This window comes from Nonomuraea sp. ATR24, from assembly GCF_041950485.1.
GTDB lineage: Bacteria > Actinomycetota > Actinomycetes > Streptosporangiales > Streptosporangiaceae > Nonomuraea > Nonomuraea ceibae.
The window spans coordinates 22,208-44,494 of sequence record NZ_JBGNUU010000017.1; the positions used below are offsets into that span (position 1 = coordinate 22,208).

A 22,287-nucleotide genomic window follows, 5' to 3' on the forward strand; every position below is an offset into this window, starting at 1 on the left:
TCGTGTGATCTCTCACACGAGGGGTTCTTCGTTTTCCCGGGCTTCGCCGGACAAAAATTCAAGATCAGGGCTACTGTTGCCGAATTGTTGAGCGGCCGGGTGTACCGCCACCAAGAGTAGTACTACACTACGTAGAGCAGAGTCGAAGTCCCCTCCAAGTGACCCGCAAGAGCGCGTCCCTACGGTGGGGCCTGCTCCCTGAGGTGTAGGAGGCAATCAACTCAGGGCTGACGCGTGAGCCCACCGGAAGCAGCCATGCTCGTCCGGGTCCGCGCGACACACCGCGCGGGCGGGGGCCGAACAACCAGTGCAAGCCGTGGAGGAAGTCGATGCGCCTGCGTCACGATGACGGAACGCTCGTTCACCTCGCCTACAACGCAGGCGTTCACCCCGCAGAAGACCTGGAGAACCTGATCGCCCACCTCACCCGTTACGCCGTGCCGGTGCGCAAGCGGCTCGGCGTGGACCGGATGGGCATCGGCCTGTGGCTCTCTCCCGCCGTCGCCGACCACCTCACCGCCGACCGCATCGAGCTCGTACGCCTGCGCCGCTCGCTGGACGAGCGCGGTCTCGAGGTCGTCAGCCTCAACGGCACCGGCGGCCGCAACCAGGACGTGCCCGGCCCCGACTGGGCCAAGCCCGAGCGCTACCGCTACACGATGGCGCTGGCCAAGATCCTGGCCTTCCTGCTGCCCGACGACGTACGGTTCGGCAGCATCTCGACGATACCGATCGGCTGGCGGCGCGACTGGCCCGCCGACCTGCACGCCATCGCCACCCGGCGGCTGGAGCGGCTGGCCCGCGAGCTGCGCGGCATCTACAGCGTCACCGGCAAGACCATCCGGGTCGGGTTCGAGCCGTGGCCCGGCTGCGTCCTGGAGACGACCGAGCAGGCGCTGGAGCGCGTCGGCGGCATCGACTCCGAGCACCTGGGCGTCTGCCTGGACGCCTGCCACCTGGCGGGCGGCGCCGAGGAGGCCGGCGAGGCCCTGCGCGGCCTGGCGGCGGCCGGTGCGCCGGTGGTCAAGCTCGGCCACGTGCACAACCACGGCGCCGGCACGCCCAACACCGGCGCGGTGCTGCACGACACCCTCGCCGCGATGCTGTCGGGAGCCGTCAGCGGCAGCGCCCACATCGAGGTCGAGACGCACAACCTGGCCGTCCCCGGCCGGGCCAAGGGGCCGGGCGCGCTCGTGTCGATGCTCGCCCAGGAGCTCGACTGGGCCCGTACCAGCCTGACCGGCCTCGGGCTGCAGCTCGCCGCCTGACCCGCTGATTCGCCCTACATCGTGCCGAACCAGCCCGGCACGTCCAGCCGCCAGAGGCCCTCGGGGGTGACCTTGCGCAGGTCGTCCTCCAGGGCCTCCAGGCGGTCCTGTCCCAGCTCCTCCGCCCAGCGGGCGCGCAGCGCGTCGAAGATGCGGGCCGACCTGGCCAGCGCGTCGACGCCGAACGGGGTCAACCGGACGATCTTGCGCCGCGTGTCGTCCGGGTCGCGGGTGCGCTCCACGTAGCCGGCGCGCTCCATGGTCTCGATCGTCTTGCCCGCCGCCTGCTTGGACACGCCCAGGACCCGCCCCAGGTCGACCGCCGTGGTGCCCCGGGAGCCGATGGCCTGCATGACGAAACCGTGCATGGGACGCATGTCCGGATGGCCCTGACGGGCCAGCTCCGCGTGCAGCTCGTCGATGAGCACACGGAAGGCCAGGAAGAGGCGGAGCGGCAGCTCGAAGCCCGGGGTCGCGCTTGGCACGCTGGACAGCCTATGCGTGGGGCAGCCGGTACGTCCCGTCGGGCAGGGGCTCCGCGAGCCCGTCAGCCACCAGGCCGTCCAGGGCCCGCTCCCGCTGCACCGCGTCGTCCCACACCACGTCCAGCGCCGCCTTCGGCACCGGCCCGTGGGCGTCCCGCAACACGGCCAGCAGACGGCCCCGGCACTGCCGGTCGGTCCCCGCGTACGTCTGCCCCTTGCGCGGCGGCCCGTCGTGCGGCGGCTTGCCCGCCAGCCGCCACGCGCACGCCGACGCGATCGGGCAGTCGGCGCACCGCGGCGCGCGGGCCGTGCACACCAGCGCGCCCAGCTCCATCACCGCCACACCCCACCGGGCCGCGCCCAGCTCAGGCAGCAGCGACTCCGCCAGCCGGCGCTCCGCCGCCGAGGTCGCGGTAGGCGGGTACTCCTCCGCCCGCACCGCCCTGGCGAACACCCGGCGCACGTTGGTGTCGAGCACCGCGTGCCGCCCCCCGTACGCGAAACTGGCCACGGCGGCGGCCGTGTACTCGCCGATGCCCGGCAGCCCGAGCAGCGTCGCGTGATCACTCGGCACCTCGCCGCCGTGCTCCTCCGTGATGGCCCGCGCGCACGCGTGCAGCCGCAGCGCCCGCCGCGGGTAGCCGAGCCTGCCCCAATGGCGTACGGCCTCCCCGGGAAGCTCGGCAGCCAGATCCTTCGGGGTCGGCCAGCGGGCCATCCACTCCAGCCACACCGGCAGCACCCTCGCCACCGGTGTCTGCTGCAACATGATCTCGCTGACGAGCACGCCCCACGGCGTCGCGTCCGCCGCCCGCCAAGGGAGTTCTCGGGCGTTGTTTTCGTACCACTCCAGAATGGGAATGTGTAGGAGTTTCGGCTCAAGCACGGGCCCCAGCGTATGCCGAGATGGCAAGGTGCGGCGTGTCGTCACGCTAGGTGGCCGCACCAATGAACATGCTGTGCGTATGGACCCGGATGCGATGCGTGACGACCCTGGATTCGGAGGCGACGTCTACTGGCGGCGGCGCATGAGCGTGCTCGTCGCGGTGCTCGTGGTGGTCGCCGTGGTGGCGTGGGCCTGTTCGAGCAGCGCCGGAGGGCCGGAACGCGCCTCCAGCGCCCAGACCTCGCAGACCCCGGCCCCGGCCGCCGACCCGCTCCTCGCGGGCCTGCGCACGCTGGCCCTCGGCACCGCCACACCCACGCCGACACCCAGCCCGGCCAAGGCCACCGAACAGGCGCGCACCCAGCGCCCCGGCGAACCCTGCGCCGAACGCGACCTGGTGCTGGGCCTCCAGGGCAAGCAGGAGATCTACGCCGGCGCCGCCCGCCCGAACTTCCTCATCACCGTCGTCAACACCGGCGACGTCATGTGCAAGGCCGACGTCGGCCCGCGCGCCATGGAGATCCGCATCACCTCCGGCGAGGACCGCATCTGGTCCACCTCCGACTGCGTCAGCGGCCCCGGCACCGAGGTCAAGGAGCTGCAGCGCGGCGTCCCGTACGTGCGCTCGCTCGACTGGGACCGCCGCCGCTCCAGCGGCGACTGCCGCGCCGACCCGCCCACCGCCCTGCCGGGCACGTACGTCGCGGTGGCCCGTATGGGCAAGCTCAAGAGCCCCAAGGGCGTCTTCCACCTGCGCTGACCCGCACGGCCACGCCCCAGGAGGCCGGGTCAGACGTAGCGCTCCAGGATGGACGACTCCGCCAGCCGCGACAGCCCCTCGCGTACGCTCCGGGCCCGCGACTCGCCGACGCCGCCCACCTCCTGGAGGTCGTCGATGCTCGCCGCCAGCAGCTTCTGCAGGCTGCCGAAGTGGTTGACCAGCCGGTCCACCACCGTCGCCGGCAGCCTCGGCACCTTCGCCAGCAGCCGGAACCCGCGCGGGCTCACCGGGCTGTCGAGCTTGTCCGTGCCGCCGTGCCCCAGCACGTTCGCCACCACCGAGAGGTCCAGCAGCTCGCTGCCCGACAACGCGTCCAGCTCCTGCATCGCCTCCGACAGCCGTCGCTGCCGCCGCCCCGCCGGAGCCGGCAGGTAGTCGCGGATCACCAGCTCCCGATCGGAGTCGACCCCCGCCACCAGCTCGTCGAGCTGCAACGACAGCAGCCTGCCGTCGGTGCCCAGCTCCACCACGTAGCCCTTGATCTCGTCGGAGATCCGCCGGACCATCTCCAGCCGCTGCGCCACCGCCGCCACGTCGCGGACCGTCACCAGATCCTCGATCTCCAGCGCCGACAGCGTGCCGGACACCTCGTCGAGCCGATGCTTGTAGCGCTCCAGCGTCGCCAGGGCCTGATTGGCCTTGGACATGATCGCTGCCGACTCCTCCAGCACGTAACGGATGCCGTCGAGATAGAGGGCGATGATCCGCATGGACTTGCTGATCGCGATGATCGGCAGCCCCGTCTCCTTGGCCACACGCTGCGCCGTACGGTGCCGCGTGCCGGACTCGTCCGTCGGAATCGCCGGATCCGGCACTAGATGCACCGCCGCTCGGACGATCTTGTGGTCGTCGCTGACCACGATCGCCCCGTCCATCTTGGCGAGCTCCCGGAGCCTCGTGGCCGAGAACTCCACATCCAGCTCGAACCCGCCGCTGCACACCTGCTCGACGACCCTGTTGTAACCGAGCACGATCAGGCCGCCGGTCTGACCGCGCAGGATTCGCTCCAGGCCGTCGCGCAGTGGAGTGCCCGGGGCCACAGCCGCCAGGGCTTCGCGACGGCGGTCGTCAAGACTCCTGTCGTTAGGCACCTGACCCCCGTGTCGAATAGTCAAGCCCAGCTTATCCCCGCCGCCCGAGATCCATCCCCCCTCTTCCACCCCAACCACCCCACCCACCCCGGCCTCCGGCACCCTCCAACCACCCCACCCACCCTCGCCTCTGACACCCTCCAACGCTCCCCACGCCCTCCCCCCTCCAACCGACTGGGACGCCCCTCCCCACCCCGGCCGCCACCGCCTACGGTGCCCTTCTTGCTCGCCGCCCGGCCCATCCGCGGCGCAGCCGCCTTCCGCCATAGGGGTCTCCCGGACGACCGGTCAATCCAACGACCACCCCTGAACGGCCGCCCTCCTGGAAATCCGCCATCGCTGTGGCGACGTCCGACTCTTGGCGAGGTTTGGTGCAGCGGAGCCTGGCTGCCGGCGAGGCCGGGTGCAGCGGAGCCCGCCTTGCGGCGACGCGAACCGCTCGTCGAGCCGCTCTGCTGACAGGCTCCCGCCTGCAGGGAGGGGGCGCTGTTGGAGCGGCCCCGCTACGGATGGCTGCGCCTCCGAGGCGGCCGACGGCTCAACAGACCCGACGCCTCCCAGGCCCCCAGCACCCTCGGGGCGGTTGCCCCTGCGTCAGCCGCCGCGCGCCGCCGCCTCGCAGGTGGCTGGCGTCGCAGGGCTGACGCCCTCGGGAGTGTCTGCATCGCGCCGGGGCCGCCGGAGGAGGCCGACGCCTCTGAGATGGCGCGGCCGACGTCCCTAGAGGGTGGGCGTCGCGGGGCTGACGCCTCCGGAGGGCCGGTGTCACGCCGGAGGGTTGGCGCGGAGGGCGGGCGCTTCCGAGGTGGAGGGGGCGACTCCGCCGAAGGGGCGGCGTCGCGTCAGGGGTGGCGCCGCGTCAGGGGTGGCGTCGCGTCAGGGGTGGCGTCGCGTCAGGGGTGGCGCCGCGCCGGCGCCTCCGGCGCGGTTGGCGCCCCACAGCGGGCTGGCCCTCGGCGGGAGGGCCGGGGCCGACGAAGCGCCCTTTGGGAGGGCCGGAGCCTAAAAGGCGCGGATCACGTACGGGCCGGAGCGTGGAAATGGGGTCAGGTCACGTGGGTCAGGGCGTCCCAGACGTTCTCGGCTTCGACGACTTCGAAGCCCGGGGCGAAGGCGACCGGGCCGACCGGGACGAGGGAACGCTGGCCGTTCGGCTTGCGGGTGCCTTCGTTGAGGGAGCCGGCCGGGACGAGGCCGCGTTTGAAGCCCATGCGGGCGGCCTCCGAGAGGCGGCGGCGGACGTCCTTGACCGGGCGGAGCTCGCCGGCGAGGCCGACTTCGCCCAGGGCGACGAGGCCGGCGGGAAGGGGCTTGTCCCCGGCGGCGCTGGCGACGGCGAGCATGACGGACAGGTCCACGGCCGGGTCGGCGAGCTTGATGCCGCCGACCGTGGCGGTGAACACGTCGCAGCCGCCGAGCCGGGCGTTGAGCCGGCGCTCCAGGACGGCGAGGATCATCTGCACCCGGTAGGTGTCGAGGCCCGAGGAGGTGCGGCGGGGCTGCTGGGCCTCGGTGCGGGCGACCAGGGCCTGGACCTCGGCAGGGAGGGGGCGGGTGCCTTCGACGGTGACGGTCACGCAGGTGCCGGGCACGGGGCTGCTGCGCCGGGAGACGAACAGGCCGCTCGGGTCCGTGATGCCTTCGATGCCGCGTTCGTGCAGGTCGAAGCAGCCGACCTCGTCGGTGGGGCCGAACCGGTTCTTGATCGCGCGCACCATGCGGAGCCGCGAGTGGCGGTCGCCCTCGAAGTTCAGCACCACGTCGACCAGGTGCTCCAGCGTGCGGGGGCCGGCGATCGAGCCTTCCTTGGTGACGTGGCCGACGAGCACGGTGGACATGTTGCGCTCCTTGGCGAGGCGGACCAGGTTGGCCGCCACCTCGCGCACCTGCGTGACGCCGCCCGGGACGCCGGTGGCCTGGGCCGAGCCGACCGTCTGGACCGAGTCGACCACGAGCATCCGGGGCTGGACCTTCTCGACGTGGGCGATCAGGGCCGACAGCTCGGTCTCGGCGGCCAGGTAGAGGTGGTCGCGGATGGCGCCGATGCGGTCGGCGCGCAGCCGCACCTGGGCGGCGGACTCTTCGCCCGTCACGTAGAGGACGGTGTCGCGCTCGGCGATGCGGGCCGCGGCCTCCAGCAGCAGCGTCGACTTGCCGATGCCGGGCTCACCGGCCAGCAGCACGACGGCGCCGGGCACCAGGCCGCCGCCGAGCACGCGGTCGAGCTCGCCGACGCCCGTCGTGCGCGCGGCCGCGATCTCGGCCTTGACCTGGCCGATCGGCATCGCCGGGGCAGTGGTGGCGCCGGCCTGGACGACGTGCGCGCCGCCCCGGGCGCCTTCCTCGTCGACCGTGCCCCACGCCTGGCACTCGCCGCACCGGCCCACCCACTTGGTGGTACGCCACCCGCATTCGGCACAGCGGTAACCGGGCTTCTGCGCTGTCTTGGCCATGCCGAGCAGGGTAGCGGCCAAGACCGACAATCGTCCCGGGTGGCAGGGCCGCCGACCGGCCTGCGATGTCCGGTCCGCGACCGTCCCGCGGTGCCCGGCCGCCGACTGCCTTGCGCAGCCGGGCCCCATGACCGGCCTGCGCCGCCGGCCAAAGACCGTCCCGCGCCCCCGGGAGCCCGCGACCGTTCCGCACCGCCCGGGGAGTTGAGGCTGGCGGCTCGTACGGGGCGCGGGCCGCCGATCCCCAACGACGACAGGGCGGCCCAGGGCGTTGAGGGCCCTGGGCCGGGTGAGGTGGGGGCGTTGGGGTCAGTGGGGCTGATGGGGTCGGTGCGTCTGTGGTGGTGGGGGCCGTGGTTAGAGGGGGTGGTCCTGGAAGACGGTGGCCAAGGGGTTCATGACGACGGTGTCGGGGGTGGGCTGGTAGCCGGGGAGGGACGGGAGGTCGTGGCTCTGCTCGAAGGCGCGGAGGCGGGCCGGGCCGGGGGGCAGGGTGAGGGTGACGCGCAGTTCGCCGGGTGGGGCGTGGTAGGCGAAGCCGGTGCTGGTCAGGTCGCGGCCGTTGACGGTCATGCGGGCGGGGGCGGCGCCGGGGGGCAGGCTGAGGCCGGTGACGGGGGCGTCGCCGGTCGGGGCCAGGCGCAGGGTGAGGGTGCGGCCGGTGGGGGTGGTCTGGTCGTCGAGCACCGACAGGGCCGGGGCGCGCAGGGGGGCGGGCTGGGCGGTGGTGGTCGTCCAGGCGCCGGTGGGGAAGAAGTGCTCGCTGCCGGGGGTGGCGGTGTCGGTGCGGGTGCCCCAGACGGCCCGCTTCTCGCCGGCGTCCATGGCGTACGCGAGCCGGAGCTGCCGGGGGTGCGCGGCGTCGAAGGGGTCGGCGAACAGCCCGGCGGCGAGGAGGGCGACGGCGGCGGCCACGGCCACGAGCGGCGGCAGGAAGGCCCGGCCGCGCCGCCCGGGGCTCGCGGCGTCGGCGGGAGGACTCTGCTTGAGGAGGGGGAGGAGGAGCAGGGCGAAGAGGGCGAAGTGGGGCGCGGCGATCATGCCGCCGACGCCGAGGCCGATGTCCAGGGAGGTCACGGCGTTGGCGGCGAGCAGCAGGACGGCGGGCGCCAGGCCGAGGGTGAGGGCGACGGCGGGCAGGGCGGTGCCCGGGAGGCGGCGGGCGATCAGCCAGCCGGCGGCGGCGAACAGGGCGGGCCAGGTGAACGTGTGGGAGCCGCCGGGGAGCAGCAGCGCCGAGAGCGTCCCCAGGACGGCGACCAGCAGCAGGGCGCCGGCGGCGAGCGCGGTGGCGCCGAGGCGGCGCAGGACCGCCCGCCAGGCCAGGACGACGGCGACGGTGAAGGTCAGCAGGGCCGCCTGGTAGAGCCAGGGGCGGTAGGGGTCGCCGGTGAACATCTGGTCGTATTCGGGCCTGATGAGGCCGAGCAGCGGCATCACGGCGAAGCCGGCGGCGGCCGACAGCAGGACGGGCACCAGCGCGAGCAGGACGGCGGCCAGGGTCCGGGGCAGTGAGGCGGAGCCGTCGCCGGCAGGGGAACGGGCTGGGCGGCGCAGGGTCCAGGTGAGGGCGACGGTCAGGGCGAGGGCGAGTGCGGCGATGGGGAGTTCGAGCCAGAGCGGGTAGCGGATCAGGGTGCCCGGAATCGTGAAATAGACCGAATCATCCCCGGTCCGCAGCTTGGTGAGGTCGGCGTCGCCGAGGGCGCGGGCGACGCCGAGGGTGTTGTCGCCCATCTGCTGCAGGCTGCTCAGGCTCAGGTGGGCGGGGTCGTCGAGCGGCGAGTGGTAGTAGGCGCCGCCGCCGACGAAGGCGGAGTCGAGGCCCAGCCAGCCGGCCTCGTCGAAGACGTGGAAGTCGGTGTTGTTGGGCAGGATGCTGAGCAGCGCGGCGAAGGCCGAGTCGGCCGACGGGTGCGGCGCGGCGGCGCCGTAGAGGTCGATGAGGGGTGCCGAGCCCGGCGAGGCGCGGAACATCTGGACGGCGCCGCGCACGCCGCGGGCCTCGTTGTTGACGACGACGACGGTGCCCTTGGCCAGCGGGTCGTCGCGGGCGAACGTCTCGGCGCCGAGCAGGCCCTGCTCCTCGCCGTCGGTGAGCAGGACGACGAGGTCGTTGCGCTGGCCGGGCGGCAGCGACCTGACGACCTCCAGGATGGTGGCCACGCCGGCCCCGTCGTCGGCGGCGCCGGGCGCGGCCGGGACGGAGTCGTAGTGTGCGGCCAGGATGACGCGGCCGGTCGAGTCGGTGCCGGGGCGGACGGCGACGATGTTGCGCATCGTGCCCATCGGGGTGACGCCGTCGATGTCGAGCGGCAGGACGCCGACGCCTTCCTGGACGCGGGTCTCCAGGCCGAGGGCGCGCAGCTCGGTGAGCAGGTGGTCGCGCACGCGGGTGTGCTCGGCGGAGCCGGTGGGGTGCGGTGCGCGGGCGATGGCCTTGACGTGCTCGTGTGCCCTGACGGCCTGGAAGCCTTCGCCGGAGTCGCGTGGCGATGGAGGTGCAAGGCCCGCGACGGTGAGCGCGAGCAGGGCGGCCAGCGTGAGCAGGCCGATCAGGGCGGAGCGGATCATGCGGCCAACCTAGGCCGCGGGGGTGGGGCGGCGAATCAGTCCAGGGAACGATTCGCCGCGTAGATCCTTGTGATTACGCGAGCCCCAGCTCGTTGACGAGCAGGCGCTTGGGCTTGGCGCCGATCACCTGCTTGACCGGCTCGCCGCCGTCGAAGAGCAGCAGCGTGGGGATGCTCATGACGCCGTAGCGGGCCATGATCTCGGGGTGCTCGTCGGTGTTGAGCTTGCCGATGGTCAGGCCGTGCTCGGCCTCGATCTCGGCCAGGACCGGCGCGACCATGCGGCACGGCCCGCACCATTCGGCCCAGAAGTCGACGAGCACCGGCTTGTCGGCCTTGAGCACCTGCTCCTCGAAGTTGTCCGTGGTCAGGGTGATCATCGCTTACCTCCAGAGAACGTGCAGGCGTCGGCGAGCTGGGCCGACACCTCGGCGCGGCGGGTGAGCAGGACGCGGATCTGCTCGTCGATCTCCGCCAGCTTGCGCTGGTAGACGGCGACCGACTCGGGACAGGACCCGCCCGTGCTGTGCCCGGCGCGCAGGCACGCGACGAACGGGCGGGTGTCGTCCAGCGTCAGCCCGACGGACAGCAGCATGCGGATCTCCGACACGAGCTTGACGTCGTCCTCGGAGTAGTCGCGGTAGCCGTTGGCGCTGCGGCGGGCGCTGAGCAGCCCCTGCTGCTCGTAGTAGCGGAGCGAGCGGGTGCTCACCCCGGTCCGTTCGGCCAGCTCTCCGATGCGCATGCCCTCAAGGTAAACGTTGACACTGACGTCAGGGTCAAGCCCGGTCAGTAGTAGCGCCAGCGCAGCACGTTCGGATAGGCCAGCTCCAGGCCGGACGTCTCGGCGATGGCCTGCTCGGCCACCTCGGGCGCGAACTCGATGCGCAGCACGGCCTCCAGGTCGGCCCGCCGTTCGAAGACCATCCGCAGGTCGAGCTCCTGCCGCTGCCATCCGTGGCGGACCCAGAAGTCCTCCACGGCTTTCGCCGAATACGTCGGCACCGTCCGCTGGAACCACCGGCCGAACGCGCCCCTGGTGGCGTCGAGGTCCACGACGAAGGCCGCCCCGCCGCGCCGTACGACCCGTGAGAGCTCGCGCAGGCCCGGCTCGCAGCCGGGCCCGAAGAAGTACGCCCAGCGCGCGACGGCGACGTCGGCCGAGGCGTCGGGGAGCGGCAGGTCCTGGGCGCCGGCGGCGTGCACCTGGACGGCGGGGAGCGCGGCGCAGCGGCGGCGGGCCATAGCGGCCAGGTCGCCGTGGGGCTCGACGCCGATCACCCGGGCGGCGTGGCGCGCGTAGATCGGTAGGTGGAAGCCGGTGCCGCAGCCGATGTCGAGCACGGTGGCGCCCTCCCACGGACGCAGCGCGCGCATGGCCGCGTCGGCGGCGCCTTCGGGATCGACGGCGCGATTCTCCAGCTCGTACACCTGCGGGGTGTTCCAGATGTTGGGACTGGGAATGGCGCCTTTCGCGATCCTGGGCATGGCCCAACCGTAGGGGGCGGCGCGCCATATCGCGTCAACCGGCTTAGGCTGGCAGCGTGGCTGATGTCATCCGCGTGCCCAATGCGAAGATCGCATTGTCCACCGCTTCGGTATATCCGGAACGCACTCCCGATGCGTTCGAGCTGGCGGCCCGCCTGGGCTACGACGGCGTCGAGATCATGGTCGGCGCAGACCCGGTGAGCCAGGACATCGACGTGATCGAGCGGCTTTCCGAGCACTACCAGGTGCCGGTCCTGGCCATCCACGCGCCCTGCCTGCTCGTCACGCAGCGGGTGTGGGGGCGCGACCCGTGGGCCAAGCTGGTCAAGGCGCAGAAGGCGGCCGAGCGGCTGGGCGCCTCGACGGTCGTGGTGCACCCGCCGTTCCGCTGGCAGCGGGATTACGCGCGCGAGTTCGAGACCGGTCTGGCCCGCATGCGCGACGAGACCGACATCACGTTCGCGGTCGAGAACATGTTCCCGCTGCGGGCCCGGGGCAACGACGTGGTGCCCTATTCGCCCGACTGGAACCCGACCGACTACGACTTCCCGCACGTCACGCTCGACCTGTCGCACACGGCGGTGTCCGGCAGCGACGCGATGGAGATGGCCACCAAGCTCGGCGACCGGCTGGCCCACGTGCACCTGGCCGACGGCCTTGGCGTCACCAACAAGGACGAGCACCTGGTCCCCGGCAGGGGCAACCAGCCGTGCGCGCCGCTGCTGGAGCGGCTGGCGGGCTCCGGCTACGACGGCCTGGTCGTGCTGGAGGTCAACACGCGCAAGGCGTCCAGCCGCACCGAGCGGATCGACGACCTGGCCGAGGGGCTGGCCTTCGCCCGGCTCCACCTGGCGGCCACGCGATGAGCGTGGGGCCGATGCGCGAGCTCGGCAAGGTGTTCGACCGGGTCGCCGACGCCTATGACGCGGCCCGCCCGACCTATCCGGACGAGCTGTTCCAGGCGCTGTCGGAGGTGTCGGGCGTCGACCTCGACGGCGCTACGGCGGTCGACGTGGGCGCCGGCACGGGCATCCTGACGCGTGCCCTGCGGGCCCGCGGCTCGCGGGTGGTGGCGGTCGACCCGGGCGCGGAGATGCTGGCCCGGCTGCGCTCGCGGGCCGGGTCCGGCGGTACGGCGGCCGTGCTGGCCGACGGCAACGCGCTGCCGCTGGCCGACGGCGTGGCCGATCTGGTGACCTATGCCCAGTCCTGGCACTGGCTCGACCCGGTGGCGTCGATCGCCGAGGCCAGGCGGGTGCTGCGGCCCGGCGGCGCGATCGCCGGCTGCTGGAACCTGGCGCACGCCGCGCAGGCGGGCTGGCTGGCGGCCTACGAGGAGCGGCTGGCCAGGTCGTGCCCGACGTATTGGGGTCCGGCGCTGGAGGAGTGGTCCGTGCCGCCGATCGCGGCCGCGTTCGAGGTGGTCGCGGAGCGGTGGATCCCGTGGACCCGGCTGGTGCGCGTCGAGGACTTCCTGCTCGACCTGCGCTCCCACTCCTACATGGCGGCGCTGTCCGCGGGTGCGGCCGACGAGCTGGTCGAGCGGCAGCGGGCGGAGCTGACGAGGGAGTTCCCCGGCGGCGTGCTGTCGGTGCCGATGCGCGTCTACCTGGCGGTGGGCCGGTGACGGTCAGGCGGGGGCCGGGGCGCAGGCCCGGGTCGGCCGACACGCGGGGCGAGATCCTCAGCGCGGCCAGGAAGGTGTTCGCGGAGAAGGGGTTCGACAAGGCGACGGTGCGCGGGATCGCGAGGGAGGCGCAGGTCGACCCGGCTCTCGTGCATCACTATTTCGACACCAAGGAGGGCATGTTCGCGGCGGCGATGCGGCTGCCGATCACGCCTGACGTGGTGATCCCGACGCTGCTCGACGGTCCGCGCGAGGATCTGGGCAAGCGGCTGGTCACGTTGATCCTGAGCGTGACGGCCGAGCCCGACACGCGCGAGCCGATGATCGCCCTGGTGCGCTCGGCCATGACGAACGAGCAGGCCGTGCCGATGTTCCGGGAGTTCATCACCAACGCGCTGCTGTTCAGGGTGGCCGACCAGCTCGACGTGCCGCATCTGCGGATCGAGGCGGCCTTCGCGCAGATGTTCGGCGTGCTCATGGCCCGGTACGTGCTCAAGCTGGAGCCGATGGCGAGCGCCGATCCCGAGGAGCTGGCCGAGCTGCTGGGACCGACGATTCAACGCTACTTCACCGGGTAGAGCATTGTTCTGGACGCGGGCCTGACCGTAAGGTGAGTAGCGGGTTACCCTGTGAATGTTACCGGCGGGTAGGATTCTGGGGAGGCCGGTCAATACGCTGAGGTGTTGGGAGGATCCGTGCTCTGGGTAGCCATCATCGGGCTCGTGATGACCGTCGCGGCGGTCGCCATGGCGGGCCGCCGGGCGCTGTTCCTGGTCAAGCTCGCCACAGTGGGCCCGCCCGCGCCCGAGCGGATCGCCTATGCCAAGGCCAACGTCGGGCAGGAGATCAAGGCCCAGCTCGTCGAGGTGTTCGGGCAGAAGAAGCTGCTCAAGTGGACGGCGTCGGGCGTCGCGCACTTCTTCGTCATGTGGGCGTTCTTCATCCTGCTGACCGTCTACATCGAGGCGTACGGCGCGATCATCCAGGGCGCCATCACCGGCAGGCCGAACTTCCACATCCCGCTGATCGGCACCTGGGGGGTCCTGGGCTTCCTCCAGGACTTCATCGCGGTCGCCTGTCTGCTCGGCGTGGTCGCCTTCGCCGTCATCCGGGTGAAGAACTCGCCGAAGACGCTCGGCCGGGGCTCCCGCTTCTCCGGGTCGCACCTGGGCGGCGCGTGGCTCGTGCTGTTCATGATCTTCAACATCATCTGGACGCTCTTCCTGGCCAGGGGCGCGGCGGCGGCCAACGGCAACTTCCCCTACTCCTCGGGCGCGTTCGTCTCGCTGGCGCTCGGCGACGTGCTGCCGCACAGCGAGCTGCTCGAGGAGATCGGGCTGCTGCTGCACATCGGCTTCATGCTGGTGTTCCTCGTCATCGTGATGAACTCCAAGCACCTGCACATCTTCACCGCGCCGCTCAACGTGCTGTTCTCCCGCCGCCCCGACGCCATGGGCGCGGCCCCCGAGCTGCGGGTCGACGGCAAGACCGTCGACTTCGAGGACGAGGACCTCGACCCGGAGAAGCTCGGCCGAGGCAAGATCGGCGACACCACGTGGAAGGGCTTCCTCGACTTCTACTCCTGCACCGAGTGCGGACGCTGCCAGTCGCAGTGCCCGGCGTGGAACACCGACAAGCCGCTGTCGCCGAAGATGCTCATCATCGACCAGCGTGACCACGCCTTCGCGGTGGCCCCGTACCTGATGGCGGCGAGCACCGAGCACGCCGGGCAGGACGTGCTGGCGCTGCTGGAGAAGCCGCTGGTCGGCGAGGACGGCGTGATCCACCCCGACGTGCTCTGGTCGTGCACCAACTGCGGCGCCTGCGTGGAGCAGTGCCCCGTCGACATCGAGCACATCGACCACATCCTCGACATGCGCCGCTACCAGGTGATGGTGGAGTCGTCGTTCCCGTCCGAGGCGGGAGTGATGGTGAAGAACCTGGAGAACAAGGGCAACCCGTGGGGCATGTCCGAGATGAAGCGGGCCGACTGGATCGAGGAGCTGGACTTCGAGGTCGAGCTCGTCGAGGACAAGATGCCCGAGGACGCCGAATACCTGTTCTGGGTGGGCTGCGCGGGCGCGCTGGAGGACCGGGCCAAGAAGACCACCAAGGCCGTGGCCGAGCTGCTGCACATCGCGGGCGTCAAGTTCGCGGTGCTCGGCCCGATGGAGGCGTGCACCGGTGACCCGGCCCGCCGTCTGGGCATGGAGTACCTGTTCAACATGCTGGCCCAGCAGAACATCGAGACGCTGAACGAGGCCGGCGTCAAGAAGATCGTCGCCACCTGCCCCCACTGCTTCAACACGCTGGCCAACGAATATCCGCAGCTCGGCGGCACGTACGAGGTCGTGCACCACACGCAGTTGCTGGCCAAGCTGGTGGACGAGGGGCTGCTCACGCCGATCACGCCGATCGAGGAGAAGATCACCTACCACGACCCGTGCTTCCTCGGTCGCCACAACAAGGTCTATTCGCAGCCGCGCGACATCATGTCGAAGGTGCCCGGCGTGCAGACCCAGGAAATGCACCGGCACAAGGACCGCGGCTTCTGCTGCGGCGCCGGCGGCGCCCGGATGTGGATGGAGGAGCGCATCGGCAAGCGCATCAACACCGAGCGAGTGGACGAGGCGCTGACCACGAATCCCGACACGGTGTCGACCGCGTGCCCGTTCTGCATGGTGATGCTCGGCGACGCCATCAACGAGAAGAAGAACAGCGGCGAGGCCAAGGAGTCGCTGGAGGTCGTGGACGTGGCCCAGCTCTTGATCAAATCGGTCAAGAGCCCTTCCTGACCGGGATAGTCGGACTCCTCCACAGCCGTCTGTGGAGGAGTTTCGCACGTCAGAAGGGACGATCCCCGTAAATCTGCCATCCACATAACGGGAAAATCACGGTAACCTCAACGTCGCATGGCTCTATTCGACGGGGAGGGGGCACGCATGAGCGTCGTCGTGACGGATGCGGAAGTCACCCTGGCCGACGTGCTCTCCCTGCGCCTGGCCATGCGCGAGCCGCTGAAGGCCGGCACCGAGCTGGTGCTGCGCCACCGCACCAGCGGCGTCGAGCGTGACGTGCTGCTCGGCACCCCGGGAGCCGTGGCCCGCGAGGCCAGCCTGGCCGTGTCGCTGGCCCCGCTGCTGCTCAGCGCCGGACGCTGGGACGCCTACCTGCGCCACGACGGCAAGCGGGTGCGGCTGCGCAGCATCGACCCGGGCTTCTCGCTCGACCACCTCGACGCGTACGCGCTGTGCAAGCGCACGCTCGCCTACCGCTCCTACCGCACCCGCAACGGCTATCTCGCGCTGAAGATCGACGACGCGGAGCCGGTGGCCGAGGTGCGCGCGGTCTGGTTCAGGGAAGGCCGCTTCGAGGTCACCGGCCTGCTCGCCTACACCGGGCTGGAGGACGACGACTCCCGCCACGAGGCCATGCTGGCCCTGCAGCGCAGGCAGACGGGCGCGCGGGTGTGCGCCACCGCCACCGTGCAGGGGGTGCGCTTCCACGCCGCCTTCTCGCTGGTGGACGTGCTCGCGGCCGACCCCGAGGGGTCCGGCACCTGGGAGCCGTCGCTGGAGGTCGACGGCGTGCCCGAGCCGCTGCGGCTCGGCGCCTGGCTCGACGACGTCGACGGCAAGCGCCGCCGCCTGCACTACCCGTCGGCGCGGGTCGACGGCATCCCGATCCGGCCCTCCTACACGGCCGACGACGAGCTCCGCATCGAGGTGGGCGGGTGAGAATCAGCCTGATCCTCTCCTCCGCGTACGGCATGCGCGGCGACGTCCGGTCCACGCTCAACCTGGCCACGGCGCTCGCCCAGCGGCACGAGGTGGAGGTGATCAGCCTCAGGCGGCAGAAGGAGAAGCCGTTCTTCCCCGTCGGCCCGAACGTGACCATGCGCTCGGTCATCGACGCCAGGCCCGGCGTGCGCCACCTGTTGCCACGCGGTCAGGTGCGCACCGAGGTGGCGCTGTGGCGCGCGTTGCGTGGGCTCAAGAGTGACGTTCTCATCACCACCAGGCCCGGACTGAGTGTCCAGGCCGCCAGGCACGCGCCGCGCGAAATCCTGCGCATCGCCCGCGAGTGGGCCCGCCCCGCCGTTCCCGGCCCGGTCAGGAAGCTCTACCCGCGCCTCGACGCCGTCGTCACCGCCACCGAGTCGGCGCAGGAGGAGTGGCGCAGGCTGCTCGACGGCGGCCCGTCCGTGCACAGCGTGCCCGACGCGCTGCCCATCGCGCCCTGGCCGCGCTCCCGGATGGACAACCGCATCGTGGCGGCCGGCGGGCGGTGGGTGCCCGCCAAGGCGTACGACCGGCTGATCAACGCCTTCGCCATCGTCGCCGACAAGCGCCCCGACTGGCGGCTCAGGCTGTACGGCGGCGGTCCCGAGGAACGCAGGCTGCGCGCCCTGGTCAGCGAGCTGGGCCTGCACAACCACGTCTACTTCATGGGCACCACGCCCGACCTGGCGGGGGAGTTCGCCAAGGCGTCGATCGTGGCCAACAGCTCGCGCAGCGCCGACCTGGGCATGACCGTGCTGGAGGCGATGGGCTGCGGGGTGCCGGTCGTGGCGTTCGAGGGAGCCAGGGGGCCGGCCGAGTTCGTGGCGACCGGCTACAACGGCGTGCTCGTGCCCGAGTCGGCCGGCGAGGCCGAGATGCTGGCCGCCGCGCTGCTGTCACTCATCGACGACGAGCGCAGGCGGCGCTCGCTCGCGGCCGGCGCGCTCGACACCGCCACCAGGCACGCGGCCGACGAGGTCAGCGTGCAGTGGGAGAAGCTGATCGCGGACCTCCGCTGACCATACGGGTAACGGGTACCGTAGAACCATGCATGGGTACAGCGGAGACAAGCAGGCTTATCTCACCCGGCTCAGGCGCATCGAAGGCCAGATCAGGGGCCTGCAGCGGATGGTTGACGACGACGCCTACTGCATCGACGTCCTCACCCAGGTCTCCGCCGCCACGCGCGCGCTGCAAGCTGTGGCGCTCGGGCTGCTGGAGGAGCACATCTCCCACTGCGTGGCCGACGCCATCGCCACCGGTGGGCCGGAGGCCGACGCCAAGGTCAAGGAAGCGTCGGCGGCCATCGCGCGGCTCGTACGGTCCTGAAAGAACTAGTCAGGATGAGCCATTCCAGATAAGCACTGTCCCGGACCCCTGGGGAGTCCGGGACCAGGTCATGTCATCTTCTTCAGCGGCTCGCCGAAGTCCGCAATCCGAGCGCGTCGTCGAGCTCATCCAAGGTAAGCCGCCGCTCGCTTACAGCGACGGCGGTGAGCACCTCGGCGTAGAGCGCAATCTCGTCCAACGCGACACGGTCGTGGACCCGAGAGTCCAGGTCATCGTGCCCCACCGCGTCGTCCTTCCTTCCGCAGCCCACACCCTCTTCGAGGTTACGGTGCGGTCCCTTCAGGCGACATGGCCCATCGGAGTCATTCCTTCCGGCGCCACCCGGGCCACAGGAGGGTCATTTCCCCAAACCCAGATCACAATTCAGCGAATGGTCGGTTCGATGGAGTGATTGGGGGATATAGGCGGGGTTGGAGTGAAAAATTGGGATTAGTGGTTTAGGGGTGGCTCGTCGTCCCGTTCGTGGATGAGCCTGCGCACCAGCGCCGCCGCCCCCGCGAACCCCCGCTCCGGCACCCGCGCCCCCGACACCCTGCTCCAGGCGAGCCCCACGGCGTACGCCGCCCCCAGCACCGCCGCCACCCGCCCTCGATCCCCGCCCTCCCCCAGCACGGCGTACGGGCCCGTCCCGGTGGCATGCCCCAGAGCGGGCGGGCGGATGGGGAAGCCGTCGGGCTGCGTGCGCTCGGCGGCCGAGGTGCTGGTGAGGCCGGCGCGGTGGAGGTCGTCGTAGGCCTGGCGCAGGCGGTGGTCGAGGCGGCCCGGCAGCAGGCCCCGAGAGTCGGACAGGTCGGCCAGGTGGGCGGCGGCGGCCCGGGCCGGGTCGGGGGTGTGGGCCAGGGCTTCGAGCAGGTCGTAGACGGTGTGGGCGAGGTGCGCCTCGGGGTCGGTGTCGCGCAGGAGGGCGCGGGCCAGGCGGGGCGGGCAGCGGGCGAGCCAGGCGCTCCGCAGGGCCTGGTCGTCGAGGAGGTGGTCGTCGAGGCCGGGCTGCTGCAGGGCGGGCTCGGTCATGGTGAGCAGCGCGAGCGCGCGGGGCCGGAAGCGGGGGTCGGCGAGCAGGAACTGGGCGGTGTCGGCGATGAGCGCGGTCAGGCGGAGGGCGGCGCGCGGGTGGCCGGCGCGCTGGCGTTCGGCGACGAGGTGGACGAGGTCGGCGAGCGGCGGCGCGGGCAGCCAGCGCACCCACTCGTCGCCGGGCAGCGGCCGGCGCAGGAACTCCCCGAAGGCTGTGAGCAGCCGCTCGTTGCCGTCGAACGCGGGCGCGTAGGCGCACCACATGATCGTGCCCCAGACGGCGGCCACGGTGCTGGGCACGTCGGCTGCGAAGATCTCGCCGAAGGCGGTCAGCGGGTATTCGGGCTCGGACTTGCCGCAGTTGGCCCGCAGCAGCTCACGGATGTGCCCGCACAGCCGGTCGGGCACGTCGGGGCCGACGAACGCCTGGGTGGAGCCGGGCTCGGCGGCGAAGTCGGGGCCGCGCGGGACGAGGTCGGCGGGCAGCGCGGCGGCGGCGTGCCTGACCCGGCGGGCGGGCAGGTGGCGGGGCGGCGGCGCGGGGTGCCAGCGGCCTCCTGCCGGGTCGTGCAGGTGCCAGCGGGCGTGGGCGGCGAACAGCCATCGGTCGCCGTCGGCGGTGACGAGGGCGCGGGAGGCGATCTGGTGGGCACGCGCGGGCTCCGGGAGCTCCGGCCAGCGTGGGCCGGTGACCACCGCGCGGACCTCCGCCTCCACGGCGGTGAACGCATTCCACGGGCGCACGGCGGCCATCGTACTGGGCGAACTCGAATCAACCACGTCCGGAACACGGCAGAATGGCCGCTATGAGGGCAAAGATGGCGGGGAGCGTGATGGCCTTGTGCGTCCTGGCGGGGTGCGGCACGGCGACGACGGCACAGCCGCCGACGCCCACCCTCGGGGTCCTCACCCTCGCCAAGGCCTCGCCCCCGGCGCCCGGCGGTGAGGTGGGCGGAGCCTCGACCGAGTTCGGGGCCGCCACCGACCTGTCGATGTGGACCAAGCTGAGCGACACCGAGAAGGACGTCGACCGGATCGCGGTCCTCGACGTGAACAAGACCGCCAAGGGCGCCCTCTACCTGGAGCCGAAGACGTCCGCCTGGTTCGACGGCTTCCGCGGCCCGTTCGTCTACCAGGAGCTGGCCGGCGACATCGTCATGCACGCCCGGGTCAAGGTCGAGGGCAAGCGGGGCGGCAAGCCCAAGCGCAAGTTCTCCCTCGGCGGCCTGATGGCCCGGGTGCCGGGCTCGTACGAGAACCCGAACTGGATGTCCGTCACCACCGGCACCGGCGACAAGAGCAGCCAGGTCGAGGTGAAGTTCACCAGGGACGGCAGCTCCAAGCCGCAGGAACTGGCCGTCAAGGGCGCCTGGGTGGAGCTGGTGCTGGCCCGGGTGGGCCGGGTCGCGGTCGCCCTCTACAAGGACGAGGGCGGCGCGTGGAAGGTGGGCAGCCGCTGGCCGTCGGAGCTGCCCGAGGTGCTGCAGTGGGGGGTGACCGCCTACACGGACTGGGACAGCTACAGCACGCTCAAGAAGGACGTGACCAAGGGCAACGCCAAGCAGGTCAGGGGGCTGCCCGACCTGAAGCTGACCGTGGACTACGTCCGCTTCCTGCGGCCGGAGATGCCCGAGTACGCCGACCCGCTCAACACCGCCTCGGTGTCGGACGAGGTCCTGATCAAACTGCTGACGCCTGCCGGTGCCTGAGAGCCTTGGCCATGTAGTTGTCCGGCGTGCGGGCGAAAGACGCCCGGTCGTCGTCGGTGAGCTCGCGCACGATCTTTCCGGGCACGCCGGCGACCAGCACGCCGGACGGGATCTTCTTGCCGGGGCCCACGAGGGCTCCGGCGGCCACCAGCGTGCCCGCGCCGATGCGGGCGCCGCCCAGCACGATGGCCCCGATGCCGATCAGCGCGCCCGACTCCACGTGGGCGCCGTGGACCATCGCCTTGTGCCCCAGGCTGACCCGCGACTCCAGGATCGCGGGCTCGCCCGGATCGGAGTGCAGGCAGCACAGGTCCTGCACGTTGCACTCCTCGCCGATCTCTATCCGCTCGTCGTCACCTCGCAGAACGGAGCCGTACCAGATGCTCGACGCCCTGCCGATCGAGACCCTGCCGACCACGACCGCACCGGGGGCGATGTAGGCCTGAGAATGGATGTCCGGAACAGCGTCGCCGTCCAATGCCGCGATGTACATCTGCCCCATCGTAATTCCCGTCTCTCCTCAGGCGTTCCGGTTGCGGAGGGGGGCAGATGGCAGGAAAGTCGATTCTTAACGTCTCGTCGTCAGACCCTCACAACCCGCAGTTTTCCCCGCCTTACGCAACCCCTTAGGTAGAGCATGACAAACCGGCACGAGAGCATTCCCGATCTGATGCAAGAGGACACGTTCGAAGTCGTGATGCGCGGCTACAACCGCCGTCAGGTCCACGACTACATGATCCGCACCCGTAACCAAATCAGGGATCTCGAAGAGCGGCTGGCGCGCGCGATCGACCAGGCCGAGCAGGGCCGGATCGAGCTCGCGGAGGCCAGGCGGCAGATCGCCGAGGTGCCGCAGAACTTCAATCCCAGCACCCGGCTGGAGCAGATTCTGAAGCTGGGCCAGGAAGAGGCGACGGCGATGCGCGAGGAGGCCGAGGCCGAGGCCAAGGCGCTGCGCGACGCCGCCAGGTCGGAGTCCGAGCGGATGACGAGCACGGCCCGCGAGACGGCCGACAAGATCCTCACCTCGGCGCAGGCCGAGGCCGAGCGGCGCGTGGGCGAGGCCACCGAGGCCGCCGAGCGGATGCTGGCGCAGGCGGGCGCCGACGCCGAGGAGACCCGAGGCGCCGCCCGCGCCGAGGCCGAGAGCCGGCTCCGCGAGGCGCACGCCGAGGCCGAGCGCATGGTGACGTCGGCGCAGGCCGAGGCCGAGCAGACGGTCGGCGGCGCCCGCGCCGAGGCGGAGCGGCTGATCACCACCGCCCAGGCGGAGGCGGACAAGCTGGTCAAGGCGGCGAACGCGGAGGCCGAGGCGGCGCTCCAGGCCGCGCAGCAGCGGGTCGCCGCGCTGGACGAGCACGCCGGCCGGCGGGTGGAGTATCTGACCAACACCCACACCGAGGTGGTGCGCCGGCTCAACGAGGTCACCAGCGTGCTGGGCGACCTCATGCGCAACGAGGCCGCCGCGGGCGCCCTCATCGCCGACGCCACCCAGCCGGCGGTGGGCCCGGCCCCGCAGGACGACGTGCGGATCGTCGTCGAGCGGGAGGACGTTCGGGAGGACGTTCAGGAGGAGCCGCAGAGCGCCGACGACACGGACGTGAACCTCGGCCGGCTCTCCGAGGCCCGCAAGTAGGACAGAAGGATCGAAGTGGAAGCCTCCGCCCCCGATCGGGTCGGAGGCTTCCACGTCAGTGGCCCCGTTTGGTTGCCCGGTGCCGGGGCCGCCGAGACGCTGGACCCGGCACCGGGCGGCTCTAGGGCGTGGACCGGCCAGCAC

General features: G+C 71.7%; 22 protein-coding genes. 11 read left to right on the forward strand and 11 right to left on the reverse strand.

Annotation, left to right across the window (positions count from 1 at the left end):
* Window positions 1–329 precede the first annotated feature (329 nt).
* The gene (locus ACBI99_RS32890; RefSeq protein ID WP_219501420.1) at window positions 330–1,268 is read left to right on the forward strand and encodes a TIM barrel protein; all 939 of its coding nucleotides are present in this window, start codon (window positions 330–332) and stop codon (window positions 1,266–1,268) included.
* Between the two features lie 14 nt (window positions 1,269–1,282).
* Here the strand turns inward: ACBI99_RS32890 and ACBI99_RS32895 are convergent, their stop codons facing one another.
* The gene (locus tag ACBI99_RS32895) at window positions 1,283–1,753 is read right to left on the reverse strand and encodes a MarR family winged helix-turn-helix transcriptional regulator (RefSeq protein WP_375074250.1); all 471 of its coding nucleotides are present in this window, start codon (window positions 1,751–1,753) and stop codon (window positions 1,283–1,285) included.
* 10 nt (window positions 1,754–1,763) lie between these two features.
* Entirely contained in the window at window positions 1,764–2,522 is a 759-nt protein-coding gene (locus ACBI99_RS32900; protein WP_364171984.1) for an A/G-specific adenine glycosylase, read from the reverse strand.
* Window positions 2,523–2,718: 196 nt separating this feature from the next.
* On the opposite strand from ACBI99_RS32900, the gene ACBI99_RS32905 reads away from it, so the two are divergent.
* Window positions 2,719–3,399, forward strand: a complete 681-nt coding sequence (locus tag ACBI99_RS32905) for a hypothetical protein (RefSeq protein WP_219501426.1) — start codon at window positions 2,719–2,721, stop codon at window positions 3,397–3,399.
* A 29-nt stretch (window positions 3,400–3,428) separates the two neighbouring features.
* Here ACBI99_RS32905 and disA read toward each other — a convergent pair whose 3' ends face one another.
* The 6 genes from disA to ACBI99_RS32935 form a co-directional block, all read right to left on the reverse strand.
* Window positions 3,429–4,511: a DNA integrity scanning diadenylate cyclase DisA gene (gene disA, locus ACBI99_RS32910; protein WP_219501428.1), complete on the reverse strand. Its 1,083-nt coding sequence runs from the start codon at window positions 4,509–4,511 to the stop codon at window positions 3,429–3,431.
* Window positions 4,512–5,557: 1,046 nt separating this feature from the next.
* The gene (gene radA / locus ACBI99_RS32915; protein WP_219501430.1) at window positions 5,558–6,964 is read right to left on the reverse strand and encodes a DNA repair protein RadA; all 1,407 of its coding nucleotides are present in this window, start codon (window positions 6,962–6,964) and stop codon (window positions 5,558–5,560) included.
* A 357-nt stretch (window positions 6,965–7,321) separates the two neighbouring features.
* Entirely contained in the window at window positions 7,322–9,538 is a 2,217-nt protein-coding gene (locus ACBI99_RS32920) for a M28 family peptidase (protein ID WP_375074251.1), read from the reverse strand.
* 73 nt (window positions 9,539–9,611) lie between these two features.
* Window positions 9,612–9,917 (reverse strand): thioredoxin, encoded by a 306-nt coding sequence (gene trxA, locus ACBI99_RS32925; protein WP_219501434.1) that lies wholly within the window; start codon window positions 9,915–9,917, stop codon window positions 9,612–9,614.
* Window positions 9,914–10,282, reverse strand: a complete 369-nt coding sequence (locus tag ACBI99_RS32930) for a MerR family transcriptional regulator (protein ID WP_219501436.1) — start codon at window positions 10,280–10,282, stop codon at window positions 9,914–9,916. The genes trxA and ACBI99_RS32930 overlap by 4 nt, the downstream gene beginning before the upstream one ends.
* A gap of 44 nt (window positions 10,283–10,326) precedes the next feature.
* A complete protein-coding gene (locus ACBI99_RS32935; RefSeq protein WP_219501438.1) occupies window positions 10,327–11,025 on the reverse strand; it encodes a class I SAM-dependent methyltransferase in 699 nt (232 codons plus the stop codon).
* A 56-nt stretch (window positions 11,026–11,081) separates the two neighbouring features.
* Between ACBI99_RS32935 and ACBI99_RS32940 the strand changes: the two genes are divergently transcribed.
* The 7 genes from ACBI99_RS32940 (at window position 11,082) to ACBI99_RS32970 (ending at window position 17,763) form a co-directional block, all read left to right on the forward strand.
* Complete coding sequence (locus ACBI99_RS32940) at window positions 11,082–11,891, forward strand: sugar phosphate isomerase/epimerase (RefSeq protein ID WP_219501440.1); 810 nt, start codon at window positions 11,082–11,084, stop codon at window positions 11,889–11,891.
* A gap of 11 nt (window positions 11,892–11,902) precedes the next feature.
* Complete coding sequence (locus tag ACBI99_RS32945; RefSeq protein WP_219501441.1) at window positions 11,903–12,652, forward strand: class I SAM-dependent methyltransferase; 750 nt, start codon at window positions 11,903–11,905, stop codon at window positions 12,650–12,652.
* Complete coding sequence (locus ACBI99_RS32950) at window positions 12,649–13,230, forward strand: TetR family transcriptional regulator (protein ID WP_219501443.1); 582 nt, start codon at window positions 12,649–12,651, stop codon at window positions 13,228–13,230. The genes ACBI99_RS32945 and ACBI99_RS32950 overlap by 4 nt, the downstream gene beginning before the upstream one ends.
* 117 nt (window positions 13,231–13,347) lie before the next feature.
* Window positions 13,348–15,447: a (Fe-S)-binding protein gene (locus ACBI99_RS32955; protein WP_375074252.1), complete on the forward strand. Its 2,100-nt coding sequence runs from the start codon at window positions 13,348–13,350 to the stop codon at window positions 15,445–15,447.
* Window positions 15,448–15,594: 147 nt separating this feature from the next.
* Window positions 15,595–16,389, forward strand: a complete 795-nt coding sequence (locus ACBI99_RS32960; protein ID WP_219501447.1) for a hypothetical protein — start codon at window positions 15,595–15,597, stop codon at window positions 16,387–16,389.
* Complete coding sequence (locus ACBI99_RS32965; RefSeq protein ID WP_375074253.1) at window positions 16,386–17,453, forward strand: glycosyltransferase; 1,068 nt, start codon at window positions 16,386–16,388, stop codon at window positions 17,451–17,453. The genes ACBI99_RS32960 and ACBI99_RS32965 overlap by 4 nt, the downstream gene beginning before the upstream one ends.
* A gap of 28 nt (window positions 17,454–17,481) precedes the next feature.
* A complete protein-coding gene (locus ACBI99_RS32970; protein WP_049560737.1) occupies window positions 17,482–17,763 on the forward strand; it encodes a metal-sensitive transcriptional regulator in 282 nt (93 codons plus the stop codon).
* An 82-nt stretch (window positions 17,764–17,845) separates the two neighbouring features.
* Here the strand turns inward: ACBI99_RS32970 and ACBI99_RS32975 are convergent, their stop codons facing one another.
* The gene (locus ACBI99_RS32975; protein WP_020540796.1) at window positions 17,846–18,007 is read right to left on the reverse strand and encodes a hypothetical protein; all 162 of its coding nucleotides are present in this window, start codon (window positions 18,005–18,007) and stop codon (window positions 17,846–17,848) included.
* A gap of 206 nt (window positions 18,008–18,213) precedes the next feature.
* Window positions 18,214–19,551, reverse strand: a complete 1,338-nt coding sequence (locus ACBI99_RS32980; RefSeq protein WP_375074254.1) for a hypothetical protein — start codon at window positions 19,549–19,551, stop codon at window positions 18,214–18,216.
* A gap of 53 nt (window positions 19,552–19,604) precedes the next feature.
* Between ACBI99_RS32980 and ACBI99_RS32985 the strand changes: the two genes are divergently transcribed.
* Complete coding sequence (locus ACBI99_RS32985) at window positions 19,605–20,507, forward strand: hypothetical protein (RefSeq protein WP_219501453.1); 903 nt, start codon at window positions 19,605–19,607, stop codon at window positions 20,505–20,507.
* Here ACBI99_RS32985 and ACBI99_RS32990 read toward each other — a convergent pair.
* Window positions 20,479–21,000 carry a gamma carbonic anhydrase family protein gene (locus ACBI99_RS32990; protein WP_219501455.1) on the reverse strand — a complete coding sequence of 174 codons (522 nt, stop codon included), beginning with the start codon at window positions 20,998–21,000 and terminating at the stop codon, window positions 20,479–20,481. The genes ACBI99_RS32985 and ACBI99_RS32990 overlap by 29 nt on opposite strands.
* A 177-nt stretch (window positions 21,001–21,177) precedes the next feature.
* Here ACBI99_RS32990 and ACBI99_RS32995 point away from each other — a divergent pair, with 177 nt between their 5' ends.
* Entirely contained in the window at window positions 21,178–22,143 is a 966-nt protein-coding gene (locus ACBI99_RS32995) for a hypothetical protein (RefSeq protein ID WP_357583125.1), read from the forward strand.
* The last annotated feature ends 144 nt before the right edge of the window (window positions 22,144–22,287 follow it).